This window comes from Streptomyces sp. BYX5S, from assembly GCF_054724165.1.
In genome coordinates this window covers 5,743,857-5,755,816 of sequence record NZ_CM138829.1, presented here as the reverse complement: position 1 = coordinate 5,755,816, position 11,960 = coordinate 5,743,857, and the positions used below count along the sequence as shown (strand labels likewise).

The 11,960-nt window shown below is 72.5% G+C and carries 16 protein-coding genes; 11 read left to right on the top strand and 5 right to left on the bottom strand.

Features of this window, described 5'->3' with window-relative positions; translation table 11 throughout:
• The first annotated feature begins 35 nt into the window (after positions 1-35).
• From ACYBSK_RS26115 to ACYBSK_RS26070, 10 genes are read left to right on the top strand one after another with little or no spacing between them, the layout of a single operon-like run.
• Entirely contained in the window at positions 36-386 is a 351-nt protein-coding gene (locus ACYBSK_RS26115; protein WP_457479663.1) for a gas vesicle protein GvpO, read from the top strand.
• A 55-nt stretch (positions 387-441) separates the two neighbouring features.
• Entirely contained in the window at positions 442-840 is a 399-nt protein-coding gene (gene gvpJ / locus ACYBSK_RS26110; RefSeq protein ID WP_460243568.1) for a gas vesicle protein GvpJ, read from the top strand.
• A gap of 59 nt (positions 841-899) precedes the next feature.
• Positions 900-1,592 (top strand): GvpL/GvpF family gas vesicle protein, encoded by a 693-nt coding sequence (locus tag ACYBSK_RS26105; protein WP_460247103.1) that lies wholly within the window; start codon positions 900-902, stop codon positions 1,590-1,592.
• A gap of 18 nt (positions 1,593-1,610) precedes the next feature.
• The gene (locus tag ACYBSK_RS26100) at positions 1,611-1,838 is read left to right on the top strand and encodes a gas vesicle protein GvpG (protein ID WP_457479660.1); all 228 of its coding nucleotides are present in this window, start codon (positions 1,611-1,613) and stop codon (positions 1,836-1,838) included.
• Positions 1,835-2,542 (top strand): DNA primase, encoded by a 708-nt coding sequence (locus ACYBSK_RS26095; RefSeq protein WP_460243567.1) that lies wholly within the window; start codon positions 1,835-1,837, stop codon positions 2,540-2,542. The genes ACYBSK_RS26100 and ACYBSK_RS26095 overlap by 4 nt, the downstream gene beginning before the upstream one ends.
• Entirely contained in the window at positions 2,535-3,692 is a 1,158-nt protein-coding gene (locus ACYBSK_RS26090; RefSeq protein ID WP_457479658.1) for an SRPBCC family protein, read from the top strand. Before ACYBSK_RS26095 ends, ACYBSK_RS26090 begins: the two co-directional genes overlap by 8 nt.
• Positions 3,689-4,060, top strand: a complete 372-nt coding sequence (locus ACYBSK_RS26085; RefSeq protein WP_460243566.1) for a gas vesicle protein — start codon at positions 3,689-3,691, stop codon at positions 4,058-4,060. Before ACYBSK_RS26090 ends, ACYBSK_RS26085 begins: the two co-directional genes overlap by 4 nt.
• Positions 4,057-4,917, top strand: a complete 861-nt coding sequence (locus ACYBSK_RS26080) for a GvpL/GvpF family gas vesicle protein (RefSeq protein ID WP_460243565.1) — start codon at positions 4,057-4,059, stop codon at positions 4,915-4,917. The genes ACYBSK_RS26085 and ACYBSK_RS26080 overlap by 4 nt, the downstream gene beginning before the upstream one ends.
• Positions 4,914-5,111 carry a gas vesicle protein gene (locus ACYBSK_RS26075; protein ID WP_460243564.1) on the top strand — a complete coding sequence of 66 codons (198 nt, stop codon included), beginning with the start codon at positions 4,914-4,916 and terminating at the stop codon, positions 5,109-5,111. Before ACYBSK_RS26080 ends, ACYBSK_RS26075 begins: the two co-directional genes overlap by 4 nt.
• Entirely contained in the window at positions 5,104-5,385 is a 282-nt protein-coding gene (locus ACYBSK_RS26070) for a gas vesicle protein K (protein WP_457479654.1), read from the top strand. The genes ACYBSK_RS26075 and ACYBSK_RS26070 overlap by 8 nt, the downstream gene beginning before the upstream one ends.
• A 22-nt stretch (positions 5,386-5,407) precedes the next feature.
• Here the strand turns inward: ACYBSK_RS26070 and ACYBSK_RS26065 are convergent, their stop codons facing one another.
• Both ACYBSK_RS26065 and ACYBSK_RS26060 read right to left on the bottom strand, forming a co-directional pair.
• Positions 5,408-6,235 (bottom strand): class I SAM-dependent methyltransferase, encoded by an 828-nt coding sequence (locus ACYBSK_RS26065; RefSeq protein ID WP_460243563.1) that lies wholly within the window; start codon positions 6,233-6,235, stop codon positions 5,408-5,410.
• Between the two features lie 118 nt (positions 6,236-6,353).
• On the bottom strand, positions 6,354-7,865 hold the full coding sequence (locus ACYBSK_RS26060; protein WP_460243562.1) for a phosphatase PAP2 family protein: 1,512 nt from the start codon (positions 7,863-7,865) through the stop codon (positions 6,354-6,356).
• 93 nt (positions 7,866-7,958) lie between these two features.
• On the opposite strand from ACYBSK_RS26060, the gene ACYBSK_RS26055 reads away from it, so the two are divergent.
• Positions 7,959-9,581 carry an ABC-F family ATP-binding cassette domain-containing protein gene (locus ACYBSK_RS26055; protein WP_457479651.1) on the top strand — a complete coding sequence of 541 codons (1,623 nt, stop codon included), beginning with the start codon at positions 7,959-7,961 and terminating at the stop codon, positions 9,579-9,581.
• Positions 9,582-9,735: 154 nt separating this feature from the next.
• Here ACYBSK_RS26055 and ACYBSK_RS26050 read toward each other — a convergent pair whose 3' ends face one another.
• The 3 genes from ACYBSK_RS26050 to ACYBSK_RS26040 form a co-directional block, all read right to left on the bottom strand.
• The gene (locus tag ACYBSK_RS26050) at positions 9,736-10,833 is read right to left on the bottom strand and encodes a baeRF2 domain-containing protein (protein WP_460243561.1); all 1,098 of its coding nucleotides are present in this window, start codon (positions 10,831-10,833) and stop codon (positions 9,736-9,738) included.
• A gap of 69 nt (positions 10,834-10,902) precedes the next feature.
• The gene (locus ACYBSK_RS26045; protein WP_457479649.1) at positions 10,903-11,445 is read right to left on the bottom strand and encodes a type 1 glutamine amidotransferase domain-containing protein; all 543 of its coding nucleotides are present in this window, start codon (positions 11,443-11,445) and stop codon (positions 10,903-10,905) included.
• 6 nt (positions 11,446-11,451) lie between these two features.
• Entirely contained in the window at positions 11,452-11,937 is a 486-nt protein-coding gene (locus ACYBSK_RS26040; protein ID WP_460243560.1) for a CBS domain-containing protein, read from the bottom strand.
• Positions 11,938-11,960: the final 23 nt, after the last annotated feature.

Here is an 11,960-nt window from a genome sequence, read left to right as displayed (position 1 = left end):
CGCAGGGCCGTGGAGACTCGGTGACCGAGGCTGCCATGGCGAATACAAAAAGGACACAAGAGTCGTCGGAGCGACAGCGCGGCGACGAGCAGAGCACACAGGCGGACGGCGGCGCGCCGGGCCCCATGGAGGTACTGCGCGCGGCGCGTGCCCAGCTCGCGGAGCTCACCGGAATGGCGGCCGAGACCGTGTCGTCCTTCGAACGCTCCGATGAAGGCTGGGAGTTGGAGATCGAGGTCCTCGAACTGGCCCGCGTCCCCGACACCATGAGCCTGCTGGCAAGCTACCGGGTGAGCCTGGACCCGTACGGCGTCCTGACCGGCTACCGGCGCATCCACCGCTACGAGCGGGGGCGCGCGACGTCGCGTCATCCGGGCGGCCGATAGGCCGCCGAACTCCGCCTCGAACCGAGCGCAACACAGACAGGGAGGGTCGGCCTTCATGACCGTGGTCCCCGCACAACAGTCCGGCGGCGGTGGCGGCTCCAGCGGCCTGTACGACGTACTCGAACTCGTGCTGGACCGTGGGCTCGTCATCGACGCCTTCGTCCGTGTGTCGCTGGTGGGCATCGAGATCCTGAAGATCGACGTCAGGGTCGTCGTCGCCAGTGTCGACACGTATCTGCGCTTCGCCGAGGCCTGCAACCGCCTCGACCTCGAAGCGGGACCCAAGCGCAGCCCCGGGCTGCCCGAACTGGTCGGCGAGCTCGGCGGATCCGGCTCGTCCAAGGACGGGTCCTCGTCGCAGGACACGTCCAAGGGCGCCCTCTCGGGCGCCGCGCAGACCGTCTCCGGCGCCCGCAGGTCGGCCACGAGCCGCCGTAAGGAGGAGCAGGAGTGAGCGGCGGCACGTACATCTACGGCATCGCGAGCTCCGAACATCCCGCGCTGCCCGCCGGCATGGGCGGGATCGGCGACCCGGCCCGCGAGGTGCGCCTCGTGACGGCGGGCCCGCTCGCGGCGATCGTCAGCGACTCCCCGGACGATCTGCGGCCCAAGCGCCGCGACCTGCTCGCCCACCAGAGCGTGCTCTCCGAGGCGGGCGCCGCCGGGCCGGTGCTGCCTATGCGGTTCGGCTCCCTCGCGCCCGACGACGAGTCGGTGGCGGCGGTCCTCGCCGAGCGCGCGGACCACTACCAGGAGCGGCTGGACGAACTCGACGGCAAGGTCGAGTACAACGTCAAGGCGCAGCACGACGAGGACGCGGTGCTGCACCAGGTGATGGTCGACGACGCCGAGCTCCGCACGCTCACCGAGGCCAACAGGCAGGCGGGCGGCGGCACGTACGAGGAGCGGCTGCGCCTCGGTGAACTCGTCGTCTCCGCCGTGCAGGACCGCGAGCGCACGGACGCCGTCGCGCTCCGGCAGCTGCTCGAACCCGTCGCGGCCGCGGTGTCGTCCGGGCCCGAGAGCACGGGCTGGCTCGCCAACCTCTCGTTCCTCGTGGACAAGAAGGAGGCCGAGCACTTCCTCGCCGCGGTCGACGAGATCCGCGGCGGCCACCCGCATCTGCTGCTCACCGTCAACGGGCCGCTGCCCCCGTACAGCTTCGTCGACCCCGGGCCCTCCGGGCCCGCGGCCACGGCGGACTGAGGCCGGCCGGGAGGGGCCATGGGACTCCTGAAGGAGGTGCTGCTGCTGCCGTTCGCTCCGGTGCGCGGGTCGCTGTGGGTGGTGCAGCAGGCGCTCGCGGAGGCCGAACGGCAGTACTACGACCCGGCGGCCGTACGTGCCGAACTCGCCCGCCTGGAAGAGCGACTGGAGGCGGGAGAGATCGATCAGGAAACGTTCGACCGCGTCGAGGACGAGCTCCTCGACCGTATGGAGGGACGACCTTGAACCGAACAGCGCTCGGCCTCGCGATCGGGGCCGGATACGTCCTAGGGCGTACGAAGAAGATGAAGTTCGCGCTCGCCGTCGGTACGGCGGTCGCGGGCAAGCGGCTCAACCTGAGCCCCCGGGGCGTGATGGACCTCGTCCAGCAACAGCTCCAGAACAACCCGCAGTTCAAGGAGATCGGCGACCAGCTCCGTGAGGATGTGCGCGGTGTCGGCAAGGCGGCCACGGGCGCCCTCGTCAACCGCCAGATCGAGGGCCTGGCCGACCGTCTCCACGACCGCACGGCGGGCGTCCGCGACCAGCTGTCGGGCGTCGCCCCGGACACGGACGACGTACGCGGCGCGGGCAAGCGGGCCACCGGTCTGCTGCGCCGGCGCGGCGAACCGCAGGAGGAACCTGAGCCGGAGGAGGAGGCGTACGACGAGGACGAGCCGTACGAGTCCGACGCCGACGCCGACTCCGGCGACGTGCAGGACGACGAGCACGACGAGCACGAGGACGACGAGGAGCGCTCGCCTGGCGGCGCGGCGATGCGGACGGCGGAGAAGGCGCCGCCCAGGAAGACCGCGGCGAAGAACCCGCCCGCGAAGAAGGCACCCGGCAAGAAGGCCGCCGCGAAGAAGGCGCCCGCCAGGAAGGCGCCCGCCAAGAAGACCGCGGGCGCGGGCCCGCGCGCCGCGAAGGGAGGCCGGAGCCGTGGCTGACACGAACAAGAACCCGCTCAGCGGCCTCACGCAGAGCGAGGCCGCCGAACACCTCAAGGCGGAGTTCCAGGAGTACCTCGCCGCCCAGGTCCAGCGGCTGCTCGTCGGCGCGGGCCGCAAGCTCGGCCAGACGACCGTGAAGCTGAACGACATCGCCGAGGGCAACAGTCCGGGCTTCGCCAAGCTCGCGCTCGACGGCGGCCGCAAGCTCGCCGAGGGCAAGGGCCCGGTGCGCAGCGCGGTGGAGCTCGGCGCGGGCCGCCTCAAGGACAACGTCGTCGGCGCGTTCAAGGGCCTCGGCGGCAAGGGCAAGGGGAAGAGCAAGCGCGGTGCGGGCGCGAAGCCGACCGTCATCATGGAGTTCATCGACGTGGGCGTCGATCTGCGGACGGCTTACGACCAGTGGACCCAGTACCAGGACTTCAGCACCTACGCCAAGGGCGTCAAGAGCGCCGCCCGCGCCGACGACACGAAGTCGGACTGGCAGCTCAAGGTCTTCTGGTCCAACCGGAGCTGGAAGGCCACGACGACCGAGCAGGTGCCCGACGACCGCATCATCTGGACGTCCGAGGGCGGCAAGGGAACGACGAAGGGCGTCGTCTCCTTCCACCGGCTCGGCGACCGGCTGACCCGGGTGCTGCTGATCATCGAGTACTACCCCAAGGGCCTGTTCGAGCGGACCGGCAACATCTGGCGCGCCCAGGGCCGCCGGGCCCGTCTCGACCTCAAGCACTTCGCCCGCTTCATCACCATGCGCGGCGAGGCGACCGACGGCTGGCGCGGCGAGATCCGCGACGGCGAGCTCGTCCGCTCCCACGAGGACGCGGAGCGCGAGGAGCAGGAGGAGCAGGAGGCCCAGGAGGCGCAGGAGGGGTACGAGGGCGAGGACGAGGAGCACGCCGAGGGCGACGAGCACGAGGAGGCCGGTCCCGAGGACGAGGAGGCCTACGAGGACGAGGCGGAGGACGAGGGCGACTACGAGGCCGAGGACGAGGCCCGTGACGAGAAGGACGAGCCCGACGACGAAGAGGGCTACGAGGACGAGGGGGAGGAACCCTACGAGGGCGAGGCTGAGGAGTACGGCGAGGACGAGGAAGAGGAGTCCGCGCCGCGCGAACGGCAGCCCGCCGGAAGCGGAGCCCATCGATGAGCACAGCAAGCCGACTCCCCGACACCTACCGGGGTGACGGCGGCGGGGCCAACCTCGCCGACATCCTGGAACGTGTCCTCGACAAGGGGATCGTGATCGCCGGTGACATCCGCATCAACCTGCTCGACATCGAACTGCTCACCATCAAACTGCGCCTGATCGTCGCCTCGATCGACAAGGCCAAGGAGATGGGCATCGACTGGTGGGAGGACGACCCGGCGCTCTCCTCGGGCGCTCGCCGCAAGGAACTCGCCCGGGAGAACGCCGAGTTGAAGCGGCGCCTCGCCGACCTCGAACTCGACGAGGGCGGCCGGGGCGAGCAAAGCCGGATCGAGAACGCGAGAGAGGACGAGAGGGGGTCCGCGTGACCACCCGCACCGGGCCGGGCGACGGCACCGGCGCACCGCGCGAACTGCGCTACGTGTACGCCGTGTGCCACCCGCTCGACGCCCCGCTCCCGGCGGAACTCACCGGCGTGGCCGGCGGCCCGCCCCGGCTGCTGGAGCACCGCGGGCTCGTCGCGGTCGTCGGTGCCGTGCCCGAACGGGACTTCGCGGAGGCGCCGCTGCGCGCCCACCTGGAGGACCTGGACTGGCTCACCGGGACCGCCCGCGCCCACCAGCACGTGATCGCCGCCCTCACCACGGTCACCGGCCCGCTCCCGCTGCGCCTCGCCACCGTCTTCCGCGACGACAGCGGCGTACGGCTCGCGCTGGAAGAGCAGGAGGCCCGCTTCCGGGCGGGCCTCGACCGTCTCGCGGGCCGCGTGGAGTGGGGCGTGAAGGTGTACGTGGACGAGCCCGAGCGGGGCACCGCGGCAGCGGCAGCGGCGCCCGCGCCCGCCGCCTCCGGCCGCGACTATCTGCGCCGCCGCCGCGCCGAGCGCACCGCCCGCGACGACACGTGGCGGCGCGCCGAACGCTTCGCGCAGGAACTCCACGACGAGCTGGCCCGGCACGCCGCGCACACCCGCATCCACCCGCCGCACAACCCCGAGATGTCGCGCACGAGCGGCCGCAACGTGCTCAACGCGTCGTACCTCGTGGAGCGTTCGGACACCGAGGAGTTCGTGGAGCGCGTCGACGCCACCAAGGACCACGACCCGGACCTGCGCGTCGAGCTGACGGGCCCGTGGGCCGGCTACTCCTTCACGTCCGACCTGGACGACCCGGAGCCGGACGGGGAGCGCGAGGCCGGGGAGCGCGGGGCGGGGGCCGGAGCATGACCGTCATCGAACGCCGTGAGATCGCCCTGGTCGACCTCCTCGACCGGCTGCTCGCGGGCGGCGTCGTCCTCACGGGCGACGTCACCCTGCGCATCGCCGACGTGGACCTCGTCCGCATCGACCTCAACGCACTGATCAGTTCCGTGAACGCGCAAGTGCCGTCGCCCTGGCCGGAGGTGATGGGCCATGACTGAACGCCGCCGCATCGAACTCGAACCCGACACCGTCGAGCGGGACCTGATGAAACTCGTCCTCACCGTCGTCGAGCTGCTGCGCCAGCTCATGGAGCGGCAGGCGATCCGCCGCTTCGACGTCGGAGACCTGACCGAGGAGCAGGAGGAGCGGGTCGGGCTGACCCTGATGCTCCTGGAGGACCGCATGGAGCAACTGCGCGAGCGCTACGGGCTGCGGCCCGAGGACCTGAACATCGACCTCGGACCGCTGGGCCCGCTGCTGCCGCGCGCCTGAACTCCCCCGCGGGGCAGCCCGGTTACGCGGTCTCGGGCTTGCGGCACAGGATCTCCCCGTGCACGACCCCGAACCACGCGTCCGCGTGCGTGCCCCACTCCCGCCACGCCTCCGACACGGCCGTCAGCTGCTCCGCCGTGGCGTGCCCGCCGCCCACGGAGCGCTCGGCGTACGCGGAGGCGACCGTGCGGTCCGCCCACAGCCCGCTCCACCACTCGATCTCCGCGGGCGTCGCGTAGCACCACGTACCGGCGGAACACGTCAGGTCCTCCTGGGCGAAACCGGCCTTCAGGGCCCAGGACTTCAGGAAGCGCCCGGCGTCCGGCTCCCCGCCGTTGGCGCGCGCCACCCGCTCGTACAGGTCCAGCCAGTCGTCCATGGCGGGCAGCCGCGGGAACCAGGAGAACGCCGCGTAGTCGGACTCCCGGACGGCGATGATCCCGCCCGGCTTCGTCACCCGGCGCATCTCGCGCAGCGCCTGCACGGGGTCGCCCACGTGCTGGAGCACCTGGTGGGCGTGGACGACGCAGAAGGTGTCGTCCGGCCAGTCCAGCGCGTGCACGTCGGCCGTCGTGAAGTCGACGTTGGTCAGGCCCCGTTCGGCCGCCGTGGCGCGGGCCTGGTCCAGGACGCCCTCGGCGTGGTCGGCGCCGGTGACGTGTCCCTCGGGGACCAGCGCGGCGAGGTCGGCGGTGATGGTGCCGGGGCCGCAGCCGATGTCCAGGATCCGCATGTGCGGCTTCAGCGAGTCGAGCAGGTAGGCCGCGGAGTTGGCGGCGGTGCGCCAGGTGTGCGAGCGGAGCACGGACTCGTGGTGGCCGTGCGTGTATACGGCGGTCTCCTGCGGCATGACTCGATCCCTTCGCGTACGACGGACCGCCGAAAGGCGGGCGCCCGGTGTCTGGATCACCGTACGCCCGCCAACCGAATGGTGAGACCCCCGTCTTGAATTGTGGACGATGCCCGTCTCAGCGGATCAGGCCCGGCCGGTACACGCGCAGCGCCTCGTGCTCCTTGTCCACCCACAACTCGCCGCCGCACTCGGTGACTTCACCGTCGTATGCGAGCGGCGTACCGGGGGCAACGCCGTCCACGCGCAGCCGCGTCAGCCGGGTCGCCGTGTGGAACGGGGAGCGGGACAGTGGTCCCGAAAGCGCCGCCGCGAGGAGCCGCACGCCGGGCAGCCGGCCACCGGACACCGTGCGCACGTCGAGCAGCCCGTCGGAGAGGCTGGAACGCCGCCCCGCCGTCAGCCCCATCCGCCGGTACGTGCAGTTCCCGGCGAACAGCAGCCACAACGGCCTCTGCTTGCCGTGGAGTTCGACCGTGAGCGGGTGGTCCCGGCGCAGCACGTGCACGGCCGCCACGACATCAGCGAGCCGCCCGCCGATCCGCCCCGACCAGCGCTGCCGCTCCCGCACCAGCTCCGGATAGGCGCCCAGGCTGAAGGTGTTGAGGAAGATGCCGGAGCCGCCCGCCGACGAGAAGCGGCCCACGTCCACCGCGACCGCGTCCCCGGCCTCCAGGGCCCGCGCCAGATCGCCGGAGTCCTCGACGCCGAGGTCGTACGCGAAGTGGTTGAGGGTGCCGCCCGGCAGCACCGCGAGCGGCAGATCGTGCTTCAGCGCGATCCGCGCCGCCGTGTTCACGGAGCCGTCGCCGCCCGAGATGCCGAGCACGCGGGCCCGCGGCGCCGCCTTGTCGAGCTGCGCCTCCAGCTCCTCGCCGGTGCACGACACGAACTCGGCGTTCGGCAGCGCGTCCTGGAGGGCCTTCACCCGCTCCGGCGTCCCGGCCCCCGTGTTCACGACCATCACCAGGCCCTCGCCGCCCGGCAGCGCCGGCACGTCGTCCACCAGCGGGCGGCCCGGCGCGGGCATCTGGTCGCGGGTCGGCACCAGACCGCGTATGGCGAAGGCCGCGCCCGCGCCGAAGGCGGCGCCCACGAGCACGTCCGCCGGGAAGTGCGCGCCGGTGTAGACGCGGGAGGCCGCCACCGAGAACGCCACGGGGGCGACGAGCGCGCCCAGCCCCCGCGACTCCAGGGCCACGCCCGTCGCGAACGCCGCGGCCGACGCCGAGTGCCCGGACGGGAACGAGGTCGTGAACGGCTGCCGCTTCAGACGGCGCACCAGCGGCACCGGGTCCAGCGCGGGCCGCTCCCGGCGCACCGACCGCTTCCCGAGGGTGTTGATGGTGGCGGAGGCGAGCGCCAGCGAGGCCACGCCGCGCACGGCGGCGCGGCGGGCCCTGGGCGACCCGGTGGCGGCCAGCGCCCCGCCGATCGCGAACCACAGCACACCGTGGTTCGCCGAGCGGCTCAGGCGCGGCAGGATCCGCTCGGCACCCGGCCAGTTCGCGTTCGCCGCGAATTCGAAGACGCGCAGATCGAGCGCGGCGAGCCGGTCGCGCAGCGTCGGGGGAGCCGGCGGGGGCGTGGCAGTGGTCGTACTCGAAAAGAACGGCTTCAGCTTTGGCATGAGTAACGCCTACCCCCGGCGGGGGCCCGCACCCAGCCGTGTCCTGGCAATCCGTTTGCTCGTCACCCGCACGGGCGTCCAGAATGCGCAACCATGGGACATCTGGAAGCGGCACACCTCGAGTACTACCTCCCCGACGGGAGGGCGCTGCTGGGCGATGTCTCCTTTCGTGTCGGCGAAGGCGCCGTCGTCGCGCTCGTCGGACCGAACGGCGCGGGCAAGACGACGCTCCTGCGCCTGATCTCCGGCGAGCTCCAGCCGCACGGCGGTTCGGTGACGGTCGGCGGCGGCCTCGGCGTGATGCGCCAGTTCGTGGGCTCGGTCCGCGACGAGACGACCGTCCGCGACCTCCTCGTGTCCGTGGCACCGCCGCGGCTGCGGGAGGCCGCGAAGGCCGTCGACGAGGCCGAGCACCTGATCATGACCGTCGACGACGAGGCCGCGCAGATGAAGTACGCGCAGGCCCTCTCCGACTGGGCCGAGGTGCAGGGGTACGAGGCCGAGACCCTGTGGGACATGTGCACGACGGCGGCGCTCGGCGTGCCGTACGACAAGGCGCAGTTCCGCGAGGTGCGCACGCTCTCCGGCGGTGAGCAGAAGCGCCTCGTCCTGGAGGCCCTGCTGCGCGGCACGGACGAGGTCCTGCTCCTCGACGAGCCGGACAACTACCTCGACGTGCCGGGCAAGCGCTGGCTGGAGGAGAAGCTCCGCGAGACCCGCAAGACCGTCCTGTTCGTCTCCCACGACCGCGAGCTGCTCGCGCGCTCCGCCGAGAAGATCGTCAGCGTCGAGCCGAGCCCCGGCGGGGCCGACGCGTGGGTGCACGGCGGCGGCTTCGGGACGTACCACGAGGCGCGCCGGGAGCGCTTCGCGCGCTTCGAGGAGCTGCGCCGCCGCTGGGACGAGAAGCACGCGCAGCTGAAGAAGCTGGTCGTCAACCTCCGGCAGGCTGCCTCCGTCAGCCACGAGATGGCGTCCCGGTACGCGGCGGCGCAGACGCGCCTGCGCAAGTTCGAGGAGGCCGGGCCGCCGCCGGAGCCGCCGCGCGAGCAGGACATCACGATGCGCCTCAAGGGCGGCCGCACCGGCGTACGGGCCGTGACCTGCGAGAACCTCGAACTCACCGGCCTCATGAAGCCCTTCTCCCTGGAGGTCTTCTATGGCGAGCGGGTCGCGGTCCTCGGCTCGAACGGCTCGGGCAAGTCGCACTTCCTGCGGCTGCTCGCGGGCGACGAGTCGGTGGCGCACACGGGGGCGTGGAAGCTGGGCGCGCGGGTCGTCCCCGGGCACTTCGCCCAGACCCACGCGCACCCCGAGCTCCAGGGGCGGCCGCTGCTCGACATCCTGTGGCGGGACCACGCGAAGGACAAGGGCGCGGCGATGTCGCTGCTGCGCCGTTACGAGCTGACCGAGCAGGCCGAGCAGAAGTTCGAGCGGTTGTCGGGTGGCCAGCAGGCGCGGTTCCAGATCCTGCTGCTGGAGCTGGAGGGGGCGACGGCGCTGCTCCTCGACGAGCCGACGGACAACCTCGACCTGGAGTCGGCGGAGGCGCTTCAGGAGGGTCTTGAGGCGTTCGACGGTACGGTGCTCGCCGTGACGCACGACCGGTGGTTCGCCCGGTCCTTCGACCGCTACCTCGTCTTCGGCTCCGACGGTCACGTCCGCGAGACGTCGACCCCGGTCTGGGACGAACGCCGAGTGGAACGCCCCCGCTGACCATTGCGCCCACCCGCCCGGGGCTCCGCCCCGGACCCCGCGCCTCAAACGCCGGCGAGGCTGAATCTCCTCAATCGCCGGAGGGGCTTGTTTTTCAAGCCCCTCCGGCGATTGAGGAGCGGGGTCCGGGGCGGAGCCCCGGGGGTGGGGCCGCTCAGTGGGTCCAGCGGAGGAGGGCGCCGAGGCCACCCGCGGGGGTGGTGGTCGGATCGGCGCCGGACACGGACAACCCGCCCGCCCCACTCGCGGCAGCACACCGCATGAGCGCGTCATCCGCCCTCGCCGACACCACATCCCCCGCCCCCAGCGCCTCCGCGTCCCCGCGCCGCACCCCCACCTGGTCCGGCTCCGCGCCGACCCACACCTCACGATGCGCGTCGGGCCCGTCCGAGCGGACGAGGAGCTCCGCGATCCGACGCTCCCGCGCCGCCTCCACCAAGGCCGGAACGCCCTCCGCGGCAGCGTCCCCCCGCCCCCGCGCCTCGGCGAACAGCGACAGGTCGTGCGCCGCCCGCTGCGCCACGTGCTCCGCCCTGACCTGCTCCAGCTCGGTGTCGAGGAGCCGGCTCTCCATCCCGTGCCGGGCCCGCACCACCGATCCGTGCAGCGCGGCCGGCAACCGGTCCCGTACGGCCACGCACTCCCGGTCGTCGCCGACGAGCACCACGAGTTCCGCCCGGGTCTCGGCCTGGCAGCTCGCGAGCGCCCCGGCGATCTCCCCGGCGTTGTGCTCCCACGTGTTCTCCACGCGCAGCTGGAAGTGGCGCTCGGACCAGTCGGCGCTCGACGTCCGGTGGATCGGCCACTGCCGCCCGGTCACGGCGCCCGCCTCCGATTCGCCGCGCGCGGACCGCAGCTCGAAGTCGGCGCCGGTCCGGTCGATGTAGGCGACCAGGCACAACGGGTCCTCGCCCGCGAGGTCGAGCAGCGGCGTCGTGTGCGGCAGGGCCGCCCAGTGCGCGGACGTGCTCCGCGGGGGAGTGCTCAGCGGCGGGTCGAGCACGATCTCGCCGTCGCGCGCGAAGAACGCCCGGCCCACCGGTTCCCGCGAGTGCCGCAGGTCCTCGACGGCGCCGCGCACCGCGTGGCACGTGGCCTCGTCGGCACCGGCCGCGGCGAGCGCGCGCTGCACTCCGAGCGCCTCCAGCGACCGCTCGTCGGGCGTGGCTTCGCTGTGCCGTGACGTGTCGACGTACACGGAGGCCCAGGGGCCGGGACGGGTGCACAAAGGATTGAGGAACGCGAGGTCCATGTTCTACCTCCTGGAAGTGGTGCGTACGCGAGGTGCGGCGGGGCGCGGCGCGTCGGCGCGCCCCTCGGCTCAGGTCCCGCTGACCTGCTCCATGAGCGCCGCGTCGAAGGCCTTGAGGTCGTCCGGGCGACGGCTGGTGACCAGCACGTTCGGCCCGCCCGTGCAGACCTTGACCTGCTCGTCGACCCAGGTGCCGCCCGCGTTGCGGATGTCGGTGGCGAGGCTCGGATACGAGGTCAGCGTCCGGCCCCGCAGCACGTCGGCCTCGACCAGCGTCCACGCCGCGTGGCAGATCGCCGCCACCGGCAGGCCCCGGTCGAAGAAGTCCCGTACGAAGGCGACCGCCTCGGGGTCCGTGCGCAGCTGGTCCGGGTTGGCGACGCCGCCCGGCAGGACCAGCGCGTCGAAGCCGTCCGCCGACGACCCGAGGGCCGCCACGGTCTTGTCGACCGGGAACTTGTCCGCCTTGTCGAGATGGTCGAAGGCCTGGATCTCGCCCTGCTTGGTCGATACGAGCACGGGTTCGCCGCCCGCGTCCCGTACCGCCTGCCAGGGGTCGGTCAGCTCAATCTGTTCGGCCCCCTCCGGCGCCACCAGGAACGCGATACGCATGGTCGGTCAACTCCCTTGCTCAGAATGGTTGTTCAGGTTCTGCGTGGGCGGTCGGCCCGGTCCGGTGCCCCGCCAGGAGCCCGGGAGGGCGCCGCTGATGTCGGCCAGCGCGGACGTCGGGTCCTGCGTGAGGGCCAGATCGCCCAGGCTGATCATGCCGATGGCGTGCCCGTCCTCGACGACCGGCAGGCGGCGCACCGCGTGCTCACGCATCAGCGTCACCGCCGCGGACACCGCGTCGTCGGGGCCGATGGCCACCGGGTGCGGGGTGCAGACGGCCTCGGCGCTCACCGTGAGCGGATCGGCCCCGTCGGCGACGGCCCGCAGCGTGATGTCGCGGTCCGTGAGCACGCCCACGAGCCGCACCTCGTCCGCCACCAGTACATCCCCGATGTCCTGCGCCCGCATCAGCTGGGCGGCCTCCACCAGTGAGGCGTCGGGGCGAACCGCGACCACCCCCGGTGTCATGACGTCCCTCACCACATCGGCCATGTCCAACCGGCCTCATCTCGTCC

What these genes read in the sequence shown, in the direction of transcription:
- ACYBSK_RS26045 (WP_457479649.1), bottom strand. Translation starts at nt 11,445, where the DNA reads ATGCGTATCGCGTTCCTGGTGGCGCCGGAGGGGGCCGAACAGATTGAG.
- ACYBSK_RS26070 (WP_457479654.1), top strand. Translation starts at nt 5,104, where the DNA reads ATGACTGAACGCCGCCGCATCGAACTCGAACCCGACACCGTCGAGCGG.
- ACYBSK_RS26055 (WP_457479651.1), top strand. Translation starts at nt 7,959, where the DNA reads ATGGGACATCTGGAAGCGGCACACCTCGAGTACTACCTCCCCGACGGG.
- ACYBSK_RS26050 (WP_460243561.1), bottom strand. Translation starts at nt 10,833, where the DNA reads ATGGACCTCGCGTTCCTCAATCCTTTGTGCACCCGTCCCGGCCCCTGG.
- ACYBSK_RS26115 (WP_457479663.1), top strand. Translation starts at nt 36, where the DNA reads ATGGCGAATACAAAAAGGACACAAGAGTCGTCGGAGCGACAGCGCGGC.
- ACYBSK_RS26075 (WP_460243564.1), top strand. Translation starts at nt 4,914, where the DNA reads ATGACCGTCATCGAACGCCGTGAGATCGCCCTGGTCGACCTCCTCGAC.
- ACYBSK_RS26065 (WP_460243563.1), bottom strand. Translation starts at nt 6,235, where the DNA reads ATGCCGCAGGAGACCGCCGTATACACGCACGGCCACCACGAGTCCGTG.
- ACYBSK_RS26040 (WP_460243560.1), bottom strand. Translation starts at nt 11,937, where the DNA reads ATGGCCGATGTGGTGAGGGACGTCATGACACCGGGGGTGGTCGCGGTT.
- ACYBSK_RS26085 (WP_460243566.1), top strand. Translation starts at nt 3,689, where the DNA reads ATGAGCACAGCAAGCCGACTCCCCGACACCTACCGGGGTGACGGCGGC.
- gvpJ (WP_460243568.1), top strand. Translation starts at nt 442, where the DNA reads ATGACCGTGGTCCCCGCACAACAGTCCGGCGGCGGTGGCGGCTCCAGC.
- ACYBSK_RS26060 (WP_460243562.1), bottom strand. Translation starts at nt 7,865, where the DNA reads ATGCCAAAGCTGAAGCCGTTCTTTTCGAGTACGACCACTGCCACGCCC.
- ACYBSK_RS26100 (WP_457479660.1), top strand. Translation starts at nt 1,611, where the DNA reads ATGGGACTCCTGAAGGAGGTGCTGCTGCTGCCGTTCGCTCCGGTGCGC.
- ACYBSK_RS26105 (WP_460247103.1), top strand. Translation starts at nt 900, where the DNA reads ATGGGCGGGATCGGCGACCCGGCCCGCGAGGTGCGCCTCGTGACGGCG.